The organism is Paraburkholderia largidicola (assembly GCF_013426895.1).
In the GTDB taxonomy this organism is placed as follows: domain Bacteria; phylum Pseudomonadota; class Gammaproteobacteria; order Burkholderiales; family Burkholderiaceae; genus Paraburkholderia; species Paraburkholderia largidicola.
The window spans coordinates 2,593,454-2,610,930 of record NZ_AP023175.1 but is presented as its reverse complement, the minus strand read 5'-3'; the positions used below and the strand labels follow the sequence as shown (position 1 = coordinate 2,610,930).

Genomic DNA, 17,477 nt, shown 5'->3' with positions numbered 1-17,477 from the left:
CATGACGTTCTCACGCGCCTTCTATGCCGCCGGCGGAGCGCCCCTGTTCGCCCGCCTGTTTCTCGCGCTGCTGGACCGTTTGCGCGTCGGCCATCTCGTCCTGACGACGCCCGGCGGCCAGCAACGCGTGTACGGCGATCCCCATGCCCATCCCGGCGCGCAACTCATCGTGCACGACTGGCGGGCGTGCCGCGCGATCCTGCAGGCGGGCGACATCGGATTTGCCGAAGCGTACCGCGCGCGGTGGGTCGATACGCCTGACATCGTGGCGCTGGCGCGCCTCGCCATTCGCAATGAATCCGCATTGCCGCGCACCATATCGGGCAGCGCCCCTGCGCGTCTGCTTTATGGATTGCGCCACTGGCTGCGTCCCAACACGCGTCGGCGCAGCCAGCGCAACGTGCACGCGCACTACGATTTGGGCAATCCGTTTTACGCACTCTGGCTCGACCCGACGATGACCTATTCGAGCGCATTGTTCGAGGGCGATGCCAGCCGTTCGCTCGAAGACGCTCAGGCAGCCAAGTTTCAGCGCATCGTCGATGTGTTGCAGTTGCGGGCCGGCATGCGCGTGCTGGAGATCGGCTGCGGCTGGGGCGGCTTTGCGCTACACGCGGCGCGCCAGGGCATCCATGTGCATGGCGTGACGATCTCGCCTGCGCAGTACGAATGGACACGCGAACGCGTGGCACAAGCCGGGCTCAACGATCTCGTGACGATCGAATTGCGCGACTATCGCGATCTGCGGGGCATCTATGATGCGGTGGTGTCGGTCGAAATGTTCGAAGCCGTCGGAGAGCGCTACTGGCCTACGTTTTTCGCTGTCCTCGCGCGCATGCTGAAGCCCGGCGCACGCGCGCTCGTCCAGTCGATCACGATGGACGACTCGCGCTTTGCCGAGTACCGGGCCTCGAGTGATTTCATCCGCGAGTACATTTTCCCGGGCGGTATGCTGCCGGGCGCCGAACGCTTTCGCGCTACGGCAAGGCACGCAGGTATGGCATGCATCGAGTCGCAATCGTTCGGCCTCGACTATGCGCGCACATTGCAGTGCTGGCACGCACGCTTCGAGGAGAATCTCGACGCCGTGCGGGCACTCGGTTTCGACGATCTGTTCATACGCACGTGGCGGCTCTACTTTGCGTATTGCGAAGCGGGCTTCGCCGAACGGCGCACGGACGTCAGGCAATTCGTCCTCACTGCCATGCCGTGACGGGCGCGTGATCGTCGAACACGCGCCCCGAACCGGCTGTCATTCGTCTTGCGACAGAAACCCTGGCTGGCCGATCTGCTGCGGATGTTGCGGCACGCGGCGAAAGCGCGACGCGTCGAAGCCCATCGTATCGAATCGCGCGAGCAACGAACGATAAACATCGTCGCTCATATCCGGCTCTCGGGAGAAAATCCAGCCGAGGCTCTTGTCGCCGACACCGAGCAGCGTGTAGCGGTATTCGTCGTCGACATAGAGCGTCAGTTGCGTCACATGAACCGGCCAGAATATACGTACCTTCCACTCGCCGTTTCCGCTGCCCGGCACGACGCTGTCGACGAAATGAAACTTCGACGGCGACGCGTCGAATGTTCTCTTGTGCGCGGTGTAGCGGTCGTCGATCTTTCCGTCTTCGCGCAGCGACCATTCCGCATAACTGCCCACGTACTTGTTCTCAAGGAAATACGGAATGATCGCGATGACGTACCAGCGGCCCATATAGCGCGGCAGATCGACGCTCGCGGGCTTGAGTGGTACGTCTGCGCGCGGATTGGGATTAGGCGGCGACTGCGAGCACGCCGATATCAGAATGGCCGTCGCCGCGACGGCGGCCAGTGCCAGAGCAATGCGTGTCGCTTTCATCACATCACCGCTTGTCGAACAGATAGTGCGCAATGCCCCATTCATTGCCCTGCGCATAACCAAAGAGTTCTGCCACCGCCATGTAGAACATACGCCAGCGCTGGAACCAGAGTCGCGCGTCACGCTCTCCGTATGTCAGGATCAGTTCTGGCATGACGCGCTCCCGTGCCGTATCGAGATTCGCAAGCCATTGCTCCGCCGTGCGCGCGTAGTGCGCGCCGCTTATCCACCACTGCCGGTCGATCCGGAGGTCGTTCTGAAAGTGCAGCAACAAGGCTTCCGAAGGCATCGTGCCGCCGGTAAAAAAGTACTTCGACATCCAGTCCGTCGAGTCCCGGGTCTGAAAGTGATAAGCGAGTGTTCGATGCGCGAAAATATGGGCGAAGAGTTTTCCATTGGGGCGCATCCAGTTCGCAACGCGTTCCAGCAGCAGGCCGTAGTTCTTCATATGCTCGAACATCTCGACCGACAGCACGCGGTCGAAATAGCCGGCGGATAATTCACTTTCGAAATCGAACTGGGCAACGTTACCCGTCACGACGCGCAGATTCGTCACGCCCGCCGACGCTGCACGCGCCTCGATAAATTCGCGCTGGCTGCGCGAATTCGACAAAGCGACGATGCGTGCATTCGGATAATGCATGGCCAGCCACAACGCCAGCGCGCCCCAGCCGCAACCGAGATCGAGTATGGTCTGCCCGTCTTCGATTTGTGCCCGTTCCGCGCAGAGCGCGAGCATCGCCTCTTCCGCCTGCCCGAGCGTCTCGTCGCCGCGTGGATACAGGCAGCACGAATACTTCAGGTGCGGCCCGAGATGCTCCTCGAAGAACGATGGGGGCAATTCGTAGTGTTGCGTGTTTGCGGCATCCGTTTCGATCGCGATAGGACTCGCGCGCAACTCATCCCGTAGCGAATTGAATCGTTGCGAACGCAGCTCGCCGTCCGATGCGCCTTCTTCGATCAGACGTTGCCGCATCAGACGGCGCATGCCAAAGCGGATCGCGCGATCCGGTATCCATCCGCGTTCGCATGCATGGATGAGCCAGTCTTCTTTCGCACGAAGCGGGTTACCCATCGAAGGCTGAGTTGCCGTAAATGTCATGGCGGTCACCGTTCGGGTGTATTGAAAGCGTCGCAGGCGTCAGCCGCGTCGCGGCGGCCACGGTATCAACGCGCTGGTCTCGCGCATGTACTCGGCGTAACCCGGACGCGAATGGACCAGATGCGCTTCGATCATCGGCACGCCGGAGAGCTTCATCAGCAGCCATGCCATCAGCACGGGCGGGAGCAGCGTCAACCACGCCCAGGGCGAACCGATCGACAGCGCGATATACGCCACCCAGTGCAAACACTCGAAGAAATAATTCGGGTGCCGCGAATAGCGCCACAGGCCGACACGGCACACTTTGCCTCGATTCGCAGGATCGGCGACGAAGCGCCGGAGCTGGCTGTCCGCCACGGCTTCGCCGGCTACCGACACCAGCCAGATCGACACCGCAATCGCGACCCATACAGCGGAAGGCGGCTCTGCACGCCACGCGGGCACGGCGAACGCCAATGACAGCACCATCGAAATGAGCGTCTGAAATTCGAGGAACCAGAACATCTTTCGTCCCGCGGCCGCGCCCCATTGCTTGCGGAAGCGGTGATAACGCGGGTCCTCGCTTTTGCCCGCGTTACGCCGCCACAAATGCCAGCCAAGGCGCACGCCCCAGATACCGCCTCCCGCCGCAACGAGCGCACGGACAAGCGGATCGCCGTGGCTCGCCATGCCGTAGAACACTGCAATGGCACCCAGTGAGAAAGCCCATATCGGATCGATCATCCCCGCGTTCGCGCTCTTCAGTTGCCACGCCCAGAAAGCAGCAAATAACGCGACGAGTACTACGAACGCGATCGACGCTGCGGCAGCAGGAGACATCAAAAGCTCCTAACGTAAATCAGCAAATGCGTTATCGACAGGTTATACGTGCAATGACAGCGCGTGGATGCATCGCGCGAAGAAGGCGCGCAAACAGCGTGCCCCCGCTGGGGCCGTGTCGCGGATTTGAATCGGTTCCCCGCGCTTCAACGCGCAGAACCGCTAAGAGTGGGATACCAGAAGAACGGTTGCAGGCAGCATGTCTACCGCAACCAGCCTGACGCGAAACCGCATCAGGCCGAAGCGCGCACCCCATGCGCAGAGATGAGCTTGCACGCATGCGCCGGCAACCCCGCAAGCACCGGCACGCCGGGTGCAAGTCCCGGCACTTCGCGCGGTGTGGTCGCAGCAGTCAGCGTAAAGCCTGCGCATTCGATCGTCGCTTCGAGCGAAGCGCCGACATCGCGAATGAACCGTACCGTGCCCCGGACGCTGTTCGTATCGTGGACGGCCTGGTCGACGCCCAACTGAATATGCACATCTTCCGGCCGGATCAGAAGACGGATATCGCCGGACGCGACGGACATCGGCGCCGTATTGGCGACGACGATCTGCTGCCCGCCTGGCAGGCGCACTTTACCGCTCTCGTCGTTCGTCACGGGCAAGATGTTGCCAAGGCCGATGAAGTCGGCCACGAACTCGCTGACCGGGTCGCGGTAGATATCGAGCGGCTTGCCGACCTGCGCGATCCGGCCTTTCTCCATCACGACGATGAGGTCGGCCATGGTCATTGCTTCGCGCTGATCGTGCGTGACCATGATCGTCGTGATGCCCAGCCGCTGCTGCAGCAGGCGAATTTCGATCTGCATCGCCTCGCGCAACTTTGCATCGAGCGCCGACAGCGGCTCGTCGAGCAACAGCAGCTTCGGCGAGGTCGCAATCGCACGGGCGATTGCCACGCGCTGCCGCTGCCCACCGGAAAGCTGGGTGACGGCCCGCCCGGCCATATGCGGCAACTGGATCAGTTCGAGCAGCTCGGCAACCCGCTTCGCCTGCTCGCTCTTGCCCGTCTTGCGCAACTTGAGCGGATACGCAATGTTCTCCGCGACGGTCATATGCGGGAACAGTGCGAGCGACTGGAACACCATGCCGAAATCACGCCGGTTCGCGCTCAGGTGCGTAATATCGCGACCGGCGAACATCACCGCTCCCGACGTCGGCTGTTCGAGCCCGGCGATCATCCGCAACAGCGTGGTCTTGCCGCAACCCGATGGGCCGAGAAAACACACCAGCTTGCCTTCTGGAATGGCGAGGTCGACGTTGTCGACCGCCTGCGCGGCACCGAAGCGTTTCGTGACGGCCTGCAGCGTGAGATGAGTCATGACAGTTTCCAGTCCGTTTCGCGGCAAGGCGCGATGAATGGGATCACAGCGCGATCCCTTTGTCGCCCACCAGCTTTTCGAGCAGCCAGATCAGCGCAAAGTCGATTGCGACGACGAACACCGCGAACGAAAACACGGTCGGATCGAGTGAAGACACCGTGCGGCTATACAGCCATACAGGCAGTGTCATCGTGTCGATGCCATATAGAAAGAACGTCACCGTGAATTCGTTGAACGAGATGATGAACGCGAACAGCATGCCAGCGAGAATGCCCGGCCGCATCAGCGGCAACACGACATCGACGAGCGCGCGTCGCGGGCTCGCGCCCATCACGTATGCCGCCTCTTCGAACTCCGGCCCGATCGACGCAACGGAAGCCGCGCAATTCTTCACCGTGAACGGCAACGCGAGAATCACGTGAGCGATGATCAGCCGGAACACGCCGAGTTCGACAGGCAGAACGTTGAACACCAGCAGCAACGACAGTCCCAGCATGACGAGCGGATAGACGAGCGGCAGCGCGACCAGTTGTTCGACCAGCCGCTTACCGCGAAAACGGTAGCGGCTCAACGCGTACGCAGCGGGCACGGATACGAGCGTCGCAATGATCATCGTCGATACGGCGACGAGCAGGCTCGTGCCGAGCGCCGCGCCCATCGACAGCGCATCGCTGGCATCAGGCGAAACGAACGTGTGCCATGCCGCGCGGTACCACCGCAAGCTGTACGCCTGCGGCGGAAATTCGAGCGTATCGGCCGCGCTGAACGACATCGCGATCATCGTCAGAATGGGAAGCGCCGCCAGAAACAGCACGATCGCAGCCGACAGAGCCGCCATCTTGCCAAGCCGGCCCGGCATCGTCGAGGATGGTCTCAGCGCGCCCAACGGCCGGCGCGGTAACACACCTTGCGTACTCATCAGGCAGAACCCTCCAGACGCCGCATGCGGCGCAGCAGCCATTGCGACAGCGCCATCAACGAAAGCGTGGCGACCATCAGCACGACGCCCGATGCCGACGCCGCAGGCCAGTTCAGCAGCGGTGAGACCTGGTCGTGGACCAGCACCGCGAGCATCGGGACGCGCCGCCCGCCGAGCAGCAGCGGCACCGCGAACGCACTTGCGTTATAGGCGAACACGAGCAGCGCGCCGGAAACGATGCCGGGCATCGCGAGCGGCAGCACGATGTCGCGCATGGTTTGCCAGCGCGTCGCGCCGAGCGTCGCCGCGGCCTCTTCATACGAAACGGAAATCGCACGCATCGCGCTCGACATCGGCAGCACGGCCAGCGGAAACGCGGTCTGGATCAGACCGAGCAATACGCCATGTTCGCGATAGAGCCACATGACGGGACGCGACACGAGACCGCTGCCGAGCAGCGCATGGTTGAGTAACCCGGCGGGACCGAGAATCACGAGCCACCCGTAGCCCTGCAACAGCAGATTGACGAGCAGCGGCAGCAGCACGCCCGCAAGCAGCAGGCGCCGCACGAAGCGCGACTCGGTGCGCGCCATCGCAAGCGCAACGGGCATGGCGAGCAGCACCGCGCACACCATGCTTTGAAAAGCGAGCCGCAGCGTCAGCCACAGCGACTTGACGAAGTAGCTGTCGGCGAGTTCGACATAGTTGTGCAGCGTGTACGCGCGCCACTCGTTCCCTGAGACACCGAAGCTCATTCGCACCACGACCAGCGCGGCTGCGGCGAGCACGGCGAGAAACACGAGAATCGGCGCAAGCAGCAGCCACGGCCTCGCGCGCGCGGACGCGGCATCGGCAGCGCTCGCGGCGTGCCCGCCGGGCACGCCCGTCGACCCAGCCGGCGCGACGTCAGCGCGCCCGCGCCGCGAAAAGAGCGCGGGCATGCCGTTCATGCCGAGAAGATCTCCGTGTAGCGCTTGATCCATGCGGGCTGCACGGCCGCGAGTGCCTTGTCGTCATGCAGCACCGCTTTTTCGGCGATCTGCTTCGGGCTCGGCACATAGGCGCTGCTCTCGGCGGGAATCATGGCCTTCGAATTGACCGGGCCATTCAGGACGTCGGCGGCCATGCGGCCCTGCACACCTGCATCGAGCGAATGGTTGATGAACGCGTGGATCAGATCGGCATCGCCCGGATGCGACTTCGGAATGACGGTGAACATGAGTTGCGTCGCGAAGCCTTCCTTCATCCCGTACGTCACGCCCATCTTGTACTCCGGCTTGCGGATCTGAGCGGGGAAAAACGCGGGTGAATAAATGCCGCCGATATCGAGCGAGCCGGTGCGAAACAGATCGGCAACCTGATTCGGGTTTTCACCGAGCGTCATCACATGATCTTTCAGTAGCGCAAGCTTCTTGAAACCCGGATCGATGTTCTGCTGCGAACCGCCCGCGAGTTTCGCCGCGATGATCGCGAGATCGACTGCCTCGGCCCACTCGGGCGGCGGCAGGAACAGGCGTCCCGCGTATTTCGGGTCCCACAGCGCTTCGTACGAGTCGGGCGCCGTCTTGACCGTCGACGTGTTGTAAATCAGCCCATCCGACCAGAGCAGATAACCGACGCCGAAGCCGTTCGCCCCGGTGCGGTATTGCGGCGACACGTCTTTCAGGTTCGGCAGTTTGTCCAGATCCGGCTTGACGAGCAGGCCTGCGTCGCCGAGACCGGCCGCGCCGACGCCTGCCAGCGTGATCACGTCGTACGTGGGACGGTCGCCTGCTGCCTTGACCTTCGCGACCATGCCGGACGTCCCGTCAGCGCGGTCGGCGATCACTTTCGCCCCCGTCTTCGCGGTGAAGGTCGCGGCGATGTTGCGCAGCGCGGCGGTGCCCGTATCGTCGGACCAGGTGAGGAGACGCAGGGTCTTTCCGGAGAAATTCTGTTGCTGCTGGGCGCGCACGTTGATGAAAGGCATGGGCAACGTCGATGCCGCGAGTGCCGCGCCAATCGTCTTGATTGCCTGCCTTCTGCCCCGTTTGATGTCTTGCATGACGGTCTCCTGATGAACAATCGATGTCCACTGCCTGTCTCACGTGACACAGCGGCACGGTGCGAAGGCGTTGCGCGACAACCGACTGTAGGTTTGCCAATATCACGCAACAAGCGAAATCTGCGCATGCACACCATGTCAAAAACTCATGCGCAGTCAGGCGAGCGAGGCGTTCAGGGCATTGTGTCCTTCACACAGGAGAACCGCATCCGACGTCCGCTACATACCCCACCTCAACGACGGCGTGTGCACTGCGCTATCCCAGTGTCGTAGCATTTCGTCGTTCATCACGCACAACGTAATCGACGCGCCCGCCATTTCGAGCGAAGTCGTCAGCGAATCGACCTGTACGCGTGCAATCTTCAGATCACGCTGCTGCAGCCACAAACGCGTGGAATTGAACAATAGATAGAGTTCGCCGAGTGGCGTACCGCCCAGCCCGTTGATCAGGACCAGCAATTCCGCGCCGGCTGGCGGCTTGAGATCCGCGACAATGGCCGTCAGCAGTTCCCCCGCAATCGCATCGGCCGCGGCGAAACGCGCGCGCCGCCGCCCCGGCTCGCCATGGATCCCAACGCCGACTTCGATTTCGTCGTCGCCGATCTTGAACGTGAGCGTGCCCGCCGCAGGCACCGTGCAACTGGAAAAGGCCACGCCCATCGACGCCGTATGCTTGTTGATCCGGTCGCCGAACGCCTTGCATTGTTCGAGGTCGGCGCCGCTTTCGGCCAGACTGCCCACCAGCTTCTCGACGATCACGGCACCCGCCACGCCGCGCCGCCCCGTCGTGTAGCTGGAATTTTCGACGGCGACGTCGTCGTTGATCAGCACCATCGCATTGGGCAACTCCGACATCTCCGACGCCATTTCGAAGTTCATCAGATCGCCCGAATAGTTCTTGACGATGAACAACGTGCCCGCGCCCGTATCGACGGCCTTAGCGGCCGCCATCATCTGGTCGGGGGTGGGCGATGTGAAGACCTGGCCGGGACAGGCGGCGTCCAGCATGCCGTAACCGACGAAGCCGATGTGCAGCGGTTCGTGCCCCGAGCCGCCGCCCGAGATCAGCGCGACTTTGCCCGGCTTCAGGGTCTTGCGCCGCACGAATACCGGTTCCTGATTGAGCACGACGAGATCGCTGTGCGCGGCGCCGAATCCAGCCAGGCTCTCGACCAGAAAGTCGTCGACGTGATTGATGAATTTCTTCATGGTCTCCGCTCCTTCTACGCTCTGTCTTGCGCGAGCCGCGCACATACCGCGTCGATCATCAACTGGCTCGACCGCGCGCCCGGATCGATGTGACCTCGCGAGCGCTCGCCGAGAAACGACGCGCGCCCTTTGGTCGCGAGCATGTCGCGCGTGGCGAGCATGCTCTGCTCCGCGACTTCCGGCAATGTGTCGAGCACGACTTCCGGCGGCGCATCGTCGTCAGCCAGCTCCCCCAGGCGCGACGCCACGGGAATCAGCACGTCCATCATCGTCTTGCTGCCGAGACCGGCCTTGCCGCGCTGCGCCACGGCATCGACACCCGCGGCGAAGATGCGCGCCGCCTCCTGCACGCTGGCCATGTCCCCGCTTTCGGCCGACGCCTTCGCCATGCCGTGCAACAGCGAATAGAACAGCGGCCCCGACGATCCGCCCACCGTCGACAGCAATTTCGACGCAGCGAGATCCAGCGCCGGTGCGAATGCGTCGGCTTCGATATCGGCGCGCATGCCGAGCAGCGCATCGGCGCCGCGCAACAGGTTGAAGATGTGATCGCCGTCGCCGATCTGCTGATCGAGCGCGGCGATCTCGTCAGTGTGTTCCTTTAGCGTGGCATGCGCAGCCTCGATGCACGCCATGACCGTTTTGCCGTTCATGCCGGAATCCTCCTGCCGTCGGAGCGGAAATAAAGAAGGCTGCGCGGCGGCAGTGACACGCCGACCGTTTGCCCGGGCGTGAAGTTGCGTTCTGTCATCGTGGTCGCGACGATCGCGGTGCCTTCGCGATCGAGAATCAGCATATGCCGCAGCGGCGAATATTCAAGCACGCGAAGGTTGAGCGCATCGCGGGCATCGGCGCCGTGCAGCACGATGTCTTCCGGACGGATCGCGACCGTCGAGGTCCCCGCTGGCATCGCCGCCGGATCGAACAGCGCGGGCGGCAGCAGGTTGATGGGCGGCGAGCCGAGACGTTGCGCCGCGCTGAGCGAAGCGGGGTTGCCATAGACCTCGCGCGGCGTGCCCATCTGCACGATGCGGCCGTGTTCGAGTATGCCGATGCGATCGGCGAGCGTCGTGGCCTCGACCTGGTCGTGCGTCACGTAGATGATCGTGGCGCCAATGGAGCGATGCAGCCGCTTCAGCTCGATACGCAGTTCCTCGCGCAGTTTTGCATCGAGCGACGACAGGGGCTCGTCCATCAGAAAGACTTTGGGTTCGCGCACCAGCGCACGGCCAATCGCAACCCGCTGCATCTCGCCACCCGACAGATGCGTCGCCATGTTGGCGAGTTTCGACTCGATGTGCAGCATCTGCGCGACCGACCGCACGCGCGCGCTGACGTCCGCCTCGCTCGTGCGGCGCCGCGGCGAGCGCAACGGAAACGCCAGATTGCCGAACACCGTCAGATGCGGATAGAGCGAATACTGCTGGAAAATGAAGGCGACGTCGCGGTCTGCGGGATGCATGTCGGTGGCCGCTTCGCCGTCGATGAAGATCTCGCCTTCGTCGGGCCGTTCGAGCCCGGCAATGAGCCGCAATGTCGTCGTCTTGCCTGCGCCGCTCGGCCCGAGCAGCACGACGAACTCGCCCTCGTTCACATCGATCGACACATCGTTCACTGCGACGATATCGCCGAACCGCTTGGTCACGTTGTGCAGGCGAATCTCAGACATAAGCGCCTCCGCTGCCGTTTCCGTTTCCGTTGAAGGCCATCTGGCGCGCCGCGCCGGGCAGCAGCTTGCCGCTGTCCGCGTCGTACAGCAGCGTGCGTTCCTTGCGGAACGACAGCCCGACCTGCGAGCCCGCCGCGCGCCCCTCGTCCTTCCCGACCCGCACACGCACGATGCCGAGCGCGGTCTCGACGACCAGAATCTGATGCGAGCCGAGATACTCGTCGGCGATCACACGCCCACGCAACGCACCGCGTTCGTCGATCACGACGTGCTCGGGCCGCACGCCCACCAGCGCCTTCGCAGCAGACGCATCGGTACGCGGCACGGCCACGACGGCGCCGCCCAGCGAGACCTGTTCCGCGCCCGCGGGAACGCCGCCGTCCACCGCCAGAAAATTCATCGGCGGGCTGCCGATGAAGCTGCCGACGAACACCGTCGCGGGAAAGTGATAGATCTCATGCGGCGACGCAGACTGCAGCACTTCTCCGCGATTCATCACGACGATGTCGTCGGCCATCGCCATCGCTTCGCTCTGGTCGTGCGTGACATAAACGGTGGTCGCCGTGAGCGCGTTATGCAACTTGCGCAACTCGAGGCACATCAGTTCGCGGAAGTCCGCGTCGAGCGTGCCGAGCGGTTCGTCCATCAGAAAGGCCTTGGGATGACGCACGATGGCGCGGCCCAATGCGACGCGCTGACGGTCGCCGCCCGACAACCCGCCCGTCTTTCGATCCAGCAGATGTTCGATACGCAGCATGCGCGCAGCCGTATCGACGCGCGTCGCTATTTCGTGTCGCGAGATACCCTCGTTCTTCAGCGGAAACGCGATGTTGTTGCGCACCGTCATGTGCGGATAGAGCGCGAACATCTGGAACACGAAGGCAATGTCGCGCTGACGGGCTCGCAGTGCCGTCACGTCTTCGCCGTCGATCAGGATCTGGCCCGACGTCGGCAGTTCGAGCCCGGCGATCATCCGCAACGTGGTGGTCTTTCCGCATCCAGACGGTCCGAGCAGCACCACGAAACGGCCATTGCCCACCGTGAGATTCGTATCGTGCACGGCGGTGAATTCGCCGAAACGCTTGTGGAGATTGGAGAGAACGATCGTCGACATGGCTCAGTCCGGGAAGTGGCTCGTCACGACAAAGGCCAGCGCGCCCACCAGAATCACGGGAAACGACCACGTATAGAGGTCGACGGTGAACGGTTGAACGAGCATCGCAATGCCCAGACCGATGAGCGCCATCGATGCGCCTTCCCAGTAGCGCCTGCGAAGGAAGCGCCGCCGCGGCGTGGCAGGTAGGGCTTTCATTTGCGCACCGCTCCAAAAGTAATGCCGCGCAACAGATGCTTGCGCAGCACGACGGTGAAGATCAGGATCGGCAGCACGAACAGGGTGGTGGCGGCCGCAACAGCCGGCCAGTCCTGACCGCCCTCGCCGATGATGAACGGAATGAACGGCGGCATCGTCTGCGCGTCGCCGCTTGTCAGCAATAGCGCGAACGCGTACTCGTTCCACGCGAAGATCAGGCAGAAGATCGCGGTGGCGGCAATGCCCGTGATCGCTTGCGGCAGCACGACCTTGATGAATGCCTGCATGCGGGTGTAGCCGTCCACGAGCGCGGCCTCTTCGTATTCGCGCGGAATCTCGTCGATGAAACCCTTCAGCAGCCACACGGCCAGCGATACGTTGACCGCTGTATAAAGCACGATCATGCCCAGATACGTGTCCGCAAGGCCGAGCGCGCGGTACATCAGGTAGATCGGAATCGCGACGGCAATGGGCGGCATCATTCGCGTCGACAGAATGAAGAACAGCAAGTCGTCGGCGAGCGGCACTTTGAAGCGCGAGAACGCATAGGCGGCGAGCGTGCCGAGAAACACCGCGAGAAACGTCGAGCCGAAACCGATTACCAGCGAGTTCACGAAGCGCGGCAAGACCTTCGACGGTCCCGCAATCACCATGTTGCGTTTGCGCACGTCGCGGTCATACCAGGCCGTTGCGGGCGGCAGGCTCGCGATGAACTCCGGCGTCTGCCGCGAGCGGATCGTGAAGAGATTCACATAGCCTTCCATCGACGGTTGAAACATCACGACGGGCGGATAGGCAATCGCATCTTCCTGCGTCTTGAAGCTCGTCAGAATGATCCAGACGATTGGCAAGGTCGCAATGAGCGCGTATGCGATCACAATGACGGCGGCAACCGTCTTGCTACGCGGCGTGGCGGCTACGACCGATTGTTGAAGGGCAAGGTCTGTCATCGCTGTTTCACCTTGTTGAGTGCCTTCACATAGATATTCGCGGCGCCGAACACGACGACGAACAGGATGATCGCCAGCGCCGACGAATAGCCCGTCTGCCACTTCTCGAACGCGGCGCGCTTGAGCGTGATCGACACGGTTTCCGTCACGGAGCCAGGACCGCCCGACGTCAGCAAATTCACCATGTCGAACATCTTGAAGTTCTCGATGCCGCGAAACAGGATCGCCAGCATCAGGAACGGCAGTGTCATCGGCAGCGTGATCGACCAGAACTGGCGCCATGGCGAAGCACGATCCACTTCCGCTGCTTCGTAGATGTAGTCGGGAATCGAGCGCAGCCCGGCAAGGCAGATCAGCATCACGTACGGTGTCCACATCCATGTATCGACCATCACGATGGTCCATGGCGCGAGCGGCACGTCGCCGATCATCTGGAACGAGCTGGGCGGAATGCCCGTGAAGAAGCTGACGATGTCGTTGAAAAGGCCGGTTTGCGGCTGCAGCAGGAAGGTCCAGAAGTTGCCGACCACGGCGGGCGATAACATCATCGGCAGCAGGATCAGCGTGGTCCAGAAACTATGACCTCTGAACTGCCGGTTGATCAGCAGCGCGAGCCCGAACCCAAGCAGGACTTCCAGTCCGACCGACCAGAATACGAAGCGCGCGGTGACCTGCATCGCGTACCAGATGTCTTCGTCGGTCAGAATGTCCGTGTAGTTGTCGATGCCGACGTTGCGCGCGGGCACGCTGGGCATGTTCGACTTGAAGTTCGTGAACGACAGGCGCAATGCCCAGATCAACGGAAAGATGTTGATCGCGAGCAGCAATACGATGGTCGGAAGAATGAACAGCCACGCGATCGTCCTGTCGGACAGCCCGCGCTGGCGCGCGGCCGCACGCGGCGGCCGTTTCGCCTGTAACCCTTCCGGAGCAAAAGGCTTGTTTGCCAACATGCCGACTCCTTTTCGCGGATCAGCGAGGTTGCCCTACCGCTAACCCGCGAGCCGAGATACTCTGATTGCTAACGCGTCTCTACTTCCCTTCCGCCTTGAAGACCTTGTTCCAGTCCTTGACCAGCAGATCGAGTGCTTCTTTTGCGGTGCCTTTATCGGCCACCACATAGTCGTGCACGCGCTTCTGCATGTCGAGCAGCAGCTCGGCGTAGGCGGGCTCCGCCCAGAAGTCCTTGACGATCGACATCGACTTCAGGAAAGCCGGCGCGAACGGTGCGCTCTTCGGAAAGTCCGGTGCATCGACGACCGACTTCGCCGCCGAATAGCCGCCGAGTTGCCACCATTTCTTCTGCACATCAGCTTGCGCGAACCATTTGATGTATTCGAGCGCGTCCGCTTTGTGATCCGAGTACGACACGACGGAGATGCCCTGCCCGCCGAGTTGCGTGAACTGCTTGGTTTCCTTCGGATTGACGAAGAAGCCGATCTTGTCGCCGCCGACATTCGGGTCCTTATACAGTCCCGGGAAGAACGCGAACCAGTTCATCTGCATCGCGACCTGACCGGACTTGAACGCGTCGAGTCCTTCCTGCATGTACGCGTTCGTCATGCCCGGTGCCGTGCAGCATTTGTACAGCGCCTTATAGAACTCCAGCCCCTTGATTGCACCGGGTGAGTTCACAAAGCCTTCGAGGTGATACGGCTTCTTCGGGTCCTGGTATTCGAAACCGAAGTTGTAGAGCATGTTCGTCACGCCCATCGTGATGCCTTCCGAACCGCGCTCCGTGAAGATATACACGCCGTACACGGTCTTTCCATCGATCTTCCGCCCCTGGAAAAACTCGGCTGTTTGCTTGAGTTCGTCCATCGTGGTCGGCGGTTCGAGTTCGCGTTTGTATTTCTGCTTGAACTCGGCGCGCAGTTCGGGCCGTGCAAACCAGTCCTTCCGATAGGTCCAGCCCACCGCGTCCGCCATGGCAGGCAACGCCCAGTAGTTCGGCGTGTTCTTCGGCCATTCCGCGTAACCGACAACGGTTGCCGGTACGAAGTCGTCCATTGAAATCTTGTTCTTCGCGAAGAAATCATTCAGCTTCACGTAGTGACCATTGACGGCCGCTCCGCCAATCCACTGGCTGTCGCCGATGATCAGATCGCACAGCTTGCCGTGTGAATTGAGTTCATTGAGGAAGCGGTCCGCGTAGCTGGTCCATGGCACGAATTCGAATTTCATTGCAATGCCGGTTTTGGCCGTAAAGTCCTTCGATAATTCGACGAGTGCATTGGCGGGGTCCCATGCCGCCCAGCACAATGTCAATTGCTTGCCCTGGGCGTGCGCCGCCGATCCCAGGCAAAGTCCCAATGATGCGAGGACCGCCGCGACTACCCTTGCTGACGTAAGACGTAACATGTGTCTTCTCCTTGTCTTTCTCGGGTCTCCAACCTGATGACAGACAGCGTCCATGCGCCGGACGCCGTATAAGGGCTCTGGCGGATTCAGAAAGCGGTCCGCGTGTCGCGAGCGTCAGGCATGCGCATTCTCACGAAGATAAATCCGGGTTTCGGGCGTCGGGATGTTGAGCACGCCCCGCACATCGTTCAGAAAATTGATGGCTGCGAGGCCCGCCCAATGGACGATGCCGCGCACATCCTGATCGAGGATCACGTCGATGGCGCGCTCGGACAATTGCACGCGCGTCTCGGCCGTACATTCGTGGCCGATCAGAATGACGCGCGCCTTGTCGCCCGATTCCTGCAATGCGGACGCAATGCCGGAAATGCCGCCGCCTGTCACATACACGCCGACCAGATCCGGGTGTCCTGCAATCAGGCCTTGAACAGCGAGTCCGGCGCTATCGTCGTCTTCGGCGAAATCGGGTTCGGTGACCCAGCGCAGGTTGCGAAAATCTTCTTCGAGAACCTGCGAGAAACCTGTGCGGCGCTCCAGTTGATCGTGCAACCGTGACGACGCGGACAGCACCGCGACGGTACCGATGCGAGATCCGACGAAGCGACCCATCAGCAGCCCGGCCGTCCGTCCCGCGATGCGGTTATCGACACCGACATAAGCCGCGCGCGCACTCGACGGTAAATCGGAAAAGACGGTGACGACGGGCATGTTGGCGTCCGTCATGTCCTGGATCAGGCGAACGACCCACGGGTAATCGAGCGGCACGAGCACGAGCGCATCGTAGTCCGTCATTTGCTGGGCAAAGGATGCCGCATCGCGCTGGTTCGACAGGTCGCACCGATAAAACGACGGGACGATGCGATGCTCGCGGAAAAAGCTCGCTGACAGCGCGATATCGCGCTCGGCCTGGTCGAGAAAGCGGGAATTGATTTGCGGCAGAACGAATGCAACCCGAAAAGACGTGGCTTTTGCCGGACGACCACGACTTGCACGCTCGTCGCGCAATGTCGCGAGCGCGAGATGAACGCGTTCGGCTGTCTCCGGGCGCACGCCCTGATCGTCGCGCAGCACACGATCGACCGTGGCGACGCTCACGCCGGCGCGACGCGCAATCATCATACGGGTAGCCGGCATGGGTCTCCTCCGTTGCCGAGCCAAGAATCGTTTTGTTATTTGAAAATAGTTTTTCCAGCGAAGAATGCAAGGTTTTTTGTTGAGTTAAATGCGTCATTCTTGATGACGTTGCCGCGCAAGATACTGCGCTTGTAAGTGGCGAGGGAATAGAGATTTCTGCAGACGATAAGGACGGTCCGCAGAAAGAGAATTATTTGCGCTCCCTGTCTCGTTACCGCCCTGCTCACGCGAGCGGTCTATCCTGTATGGAACTCTGAGGAATCCCGGGAGCAGTCATGCAAGCCGATCCAAAAGTCATTGAATATCTGAATGCCGAACTGAAGTACGAATTGACGGCCATCAACCAGTACTTTCTGCATGCACGCCTCTACAAGCACTGGGGCCTGGAAGCGCTCGGCAAGCACGAATATGACGAATCGATCGAGGAAATGAAGCATGCCGACAAGCTGATAGAACGCATCTTCATGCTGGACGGCTTACCGAATTTGCAGGACCTGGCCAAGCTACTCGTCGGCGAAGATACGCTCGAAGTCCTTCAATGCGATCTCAAACTCGAACAGTCCGCCCAGGCTCATTGCAAAGAGGCGATCGCTTACTGTGAATCGGTCAAGGACTACGTATCGCGAATGATCTTTTCCGACATACTCGATGACACTGAAGATCATATCGACTGGCTCGAAATACAGATCGGCTTGATCGATAAGGTCGGAATCCAGAACTACCAGCAATCGTCCATGGGTTCACCGGGTTGAAGTGCGCGAAGCACAGTCACGTCGAGTGACTC

18 protein-coding genes are annotated in these 17,477 nt (G+C 61.6%); 2 read left to right on the top strand and 16 right to left on the bottom strand.

Annotated features, from left to right (window positions below):
• Position 1: 1 nt before the first annotated feature.
• Positions 2-1,213, top strand: a complete 1,212-nt coding sequence (locus PPGU16_RS28415; RefSeq protein WP_180723691.1) for an SAM-dependent methyltransferase — start codon at positions 2-4, stop codon at positions 1,211-1,213.
• A 39-nt stretch (positions 1,214-1,252) separates the two neighbouring features.
• Here the strand turns inward: PPGU16_RS28415 and PPGU16_RS28410 are convergent, their stop codons facing one another.
• The 16 genes from PPGU16_RS28410 to PPGU16_RS28335 all read right to left on the bottom strand — a co-directional run bounded on the left by PPGU16_RS28410 (position 1,253) and on the right by PPGU16_RS28335 (position 16,693).
• Positions 1,253-1,852 (bottom strand): lipocalin family protein, encoded by a 600-nt coding sequence (locus PPGU16_RS28410; RefSeq protein ID WP_180723690.1) that lies wholly within the window; start codon positions 1,850-1,852, stop codon positions 1,253-1,255.
• 4 nt (positions 1,853-1,856) lie between these two features.
• Entirely contained in the window at positions 1,857-2,954 is a 1,098-nt protein-coding gene (locus PPGU16_RS28405) for an SAM-dependent methyltransferase (RefSeq protein ID WP_180723689.1), read from the bottom strand.
• A 39-nt stretch (positions 2,955-2,993) separates the two neighbouring features.
• Positions 2,994-3,773, bottom strand: a complete 780-nt coding sequence (locus PPGU16_RS28400; RefSeq protein WP_180723688.1) for a DUF1295 domain-containing protein — start codon at positions 3,771-3,773, stop codon at positions 2,994-2,996.
• Positions 3,774-4,006: 233 nt separating this feature from the next.
• Positions 4,007-5,095, bottom strand: coding sequence for an ABC transporter ATP-binding protein (locus tag PPGU16_RS28395; RefSeq protein ID WP_180723687.1), 1,089 nt, complete (start codon positions 5,093-5,095; stop codon positions 4,007-4,009).
• 43 nt (positions 5,096-5,138) lie between these two features.
• Complete coding sequence (locus PPGU16_RS28390) at positions 5,139-6,014, bottom strand: ABC transporter permease (protein WP_180723686.1); 876 nt, start codon at positions 6,012-6,014, stop codon at positions 5,139-5,141.
• Complete coding sequence (locus tag PPGU16_RS28385) at positions 6,014-6,964, bottom strand: ABC transporter permease (protein WP_180723685.1); 951 nt, start codon at positions 6,962-6,964, stop codon at positions 6,014-6,016. The genes PPGU16_RS28390 and PPGU16_RS28385 overlap by 1 nt, the downstream gene beginning before the upstream one ends.
• A complete protein-coding gene (locus PPGU16_RS28380; protein WP_180723684.1) occupies positions 6,961-8,058 on the bottom strand; it encodes an ABC transporter substrate-binding protein in 1,098 nt (365 codons plus the stop codon). The genes PPGU16_RS28385 and PPGU16_RS28380 overlap by 4 nt, the downstream gene beginning before the upstream one ends.
• A 219-nt stretch (positions 8,059-8,277) precedes the next feature.
• Entirely contained in the window at positions 8,278-9,267 is a 990-nt protein-coding gene (gene dhaK, locus PPGU16_RS28375; protein WP_180723683.1) for a dihydroxyacetone kinase subunit DhaK, read from the bottom strand.
• 14 nt (positions 9,268-9,281) lie between these two features.
• Entirely contained in the window at positions 9,282-9,920 is a 639-nt protein-coding gene (gene dhaL, locus PPGU16_RS28370; RefSeq protein WP_180723682.1) for a dihydroxyacetone kinase subunit DhaL, read from the bottom strand.
• Positions 9,917-10,936 (bottom strand): ABC transporter ATP-binding protein, encoded by a 1,020-nt coding sequence (locus PPGU16_RS28365; protein WP_180723681.1) that lies wholly within the window; start codon positions 10,934-10,936, stop codon positions 9,917-9,919. The genes dhaL and PPGU16_RS28365 overlap by 4 nt, the downstream gene beginning before the upstream one ends.
• Positions 10,929-12,050, bottom strand: coding sequence for an ABC transporter ATP-binding protein (locus PPGU16_RS28360; protein ID WP_180723680.1), 1,122 nt, complete (start codon positions 12,048-12,050; stop codon positions 10,929-10,931). The genes PPGU16_RS28365 and PPGU16_RS28360 overlap by 8 nt, the downstream gene beginning before the upstream one ends.
• Positions 12,051-12,053: 3 nt before the next feature.
• The gene (locus tag PPGU16_RS28355) at positions 12,054-12,248 is read right to left on the bottom strand and encodes a hypothetical protein (protein WP_042310889.1); all 195 of its coding nucleotides are present in this window, start codon (positions 12,246-12,248) and stop codon (positions 12,054-12,056) included.
• Positions 12,245-13,198: a carbohydrate ABC transporter permease gene (locus PPGU16_RS28350; protein ID WP_180723679.1), complete on the bottom strand. Its 954-nt coding sequence runs from the start codon at positions 13,196-13,198 to the stop codon at positions 12,245-12,247. Before PPGU16_RS28350 ends, PPGU16_RS28355 begins: the two co-directional genes overlap by 4 nt.
• The gene (locus tag PPGU16_RS28345) at positions 13,195-14,151 is read right to left on the bottom strand and encodes a carbohydrate ABC transporter permease (RefSeq protein ID WP_180723678.1); all 957 of its coding nucleotides are present in this window, start codon (positions 14,149-14,151) and stop codon (positions 13,195-13,197) included. The genes PPGU16_RS28350 and PPGU16_RS28345 overlap by 4 nt, the downstream gene beginning before the upstream one ends.
• Positions 14,152-14,230: 79 nt before the next feature.
• Entirely contained in the window at positions 14,231-15,559 is a 1,329-nt protein-coding gene (locus PPGU16_RS28340; protein WP_180723677.1) for an ABC transporter substrate-binding protein, read from the bottom strand.
• 114 nt (positions 15,560-15,673) lie between these two features.
• Complete coding sequence (locus PPGU16_RS28335; RefSeq protein ID WP_180723676.1) at positions 15,674-16,693, bottom strand: LacI family DNA-binding transcriptional regulator; 1,020 nt, start codon at positions 16,691-16,693, stop codon at positions 15,674-15,676.
• A 275-nt stretch (positions 16,694-16,968) separates the two neighbouring features.
• On the opposite strand from PPGU16_RS28335, the gene bfr reads away from it, so the two are divergent.
• Entirely contained in the window at positions 16,969-17,445 is a 477-nt protein-coding gene (bfr, locus tag PPGU16_RS28330) for a bacterioferritin (RefSeq protein ID WP_180723675.1), read from the top strand.
• The last annotated feature ends 32 nt before the right edge of the window (positions 17,446-17,477 follow it).

What these genes read in the sequence shown, in the direction of transcription:
- PPGU16_RS28415 (WP_180723691.1), top strand. Translation starts at nt 2, where the DNA reads ATGACGTTCTCACGCGCCTTCTATGCCGCCGGCGGAGCGCCCCTGTTC.
- PPGU16_RS28410 (WP_180723690.1), bottom strand. Translation starts at nt 1,852, where the DNA reads ATGAAAGCGACACGCATTGCTCTGGCACTGGCCGCCGTCGCGGCGACG.
- PPGU16_RS28405 (WP_180723689.1), bottom strand. Translation starts at nt 2,954, where the DNA reads ATGACATTTACGGCAACTCAGCCTTCGATGGGTAACCCGCTTCGTGCG.
- PPGU16_RS28400 (WP_180723688.1), bottom strand. Translation starts at nt 3,773, where the DNA reads ATGTCTCCTGCTGCCGCAGCGTCGATCGCGTTCGTAGTACTCGTCGCG.
- PPGU16_RS28395 (WP_180723687.1), bottom strand. Translation starts at nt 5,095, where the DNA reads ATGACTCATCTCACGCTGCAGGCCGTCACGAAACGCTTCGGTGCCGCG.
- PPGU16_RS28390 (WP_180723686.1), bottom strand. Translation starts at nt 6,014, where the DNA reads ATGAGTACGCAAGGTGTGTTACCGCGCCGGCCGTTGGGCGCGCTGAGA.
- PPGU16_RS28385 (WP_180723685.1), bottom strand. Translation starts at nt 6,964, where the DNA reads ATGAACGGCATGCCCGCGCTCTTTTCGCGGCGCGGGCGCGCTGACGTC.
- PPGU16_RS28380 (WP_180723684.1), bottom strand. Translation starts at nt 8,058, where the DNA reads ATGCAAGACATCAAACGGGGCAGAAGGCAGGCAATCAAGACGATTGGC.
- dhaK (WP_180723683.1), bottom strand. Translation starts at nt 9,267, where the DNA reads ATGAAGAAATTCATCAATCACGTCGACGACTTTCTGGTCGAGAGCCTG.
- dhaL (WP_180723682.1), bottom strand. Translation starts at nt 9,920, where the DNA reads ATGAACGGCAAAACGGTCATGGCGTGCATCGAGGCTGCGCATGCCACG.
- PPGU16_RS28365 (WP_180723681.1), bottom strand. Translation starts at nt 10,936, where the DNA reads ATGTCTGAGATTCGCCTGCACAACGTGACCAAGCGGTTCGGCGATATC.
- PPGU16_RS28360 (WP_180723680.1), bottom strand. Translation starts at nt 12,050, where the DNA reads ATGTCGACGATCGTTCTCTCCAATCTCCACAAGCGTTTCGGCGAATTC.
- PPGU16_RS28355 (WP_042310889.1), bottom strand. Translation starts at nt 12,248, where the DNA reads ATGAAAGCCCTACCTGCCACGCCGCGGCGGCGCTTCCTTCGCAGGCGC.
- PPGU16_RS28350 (WP_180723679.1), bottom strand. Translation starts at nt 13,198, where the DNA reads ATGACAGACCTTGCCCTTCAACAATCGGTCGTAGCCGCCACGCCGCGT.
- PPGU16_RS28345 (WP_180723678.1), bottom strand. Translation starts at nt 14,151, where the DNA reads ATGTTGGCAAACAAGCCTTTTGCTCCGGAAGGGTTACAGGCGAAACGG.
- PPGU16_RS28340 (WP_180723677.1), bottom strand. Translation starts at nt 15,559, where the DNA reads ATGTTACGTCTTACGTCAGCAAGGGTAGTCGCGGCGGTCCTCGCATCA.
- PPGU16_RS28335 (WP_180723676.1), bottom strand. Translation starts at nt 16,693, where the DNA reads ATGCCGGCTACCCGTATGATGATTGCGCGTCGCGCCGGCGTGAGCGTC.
- bfr (WP_180723675.1), top strand. Translation starts at nt 16,969, where the DNA reads ATGCAAGCCGATCCAAAAGTCATTGAATATCTGAATGCCGAACTGAAG.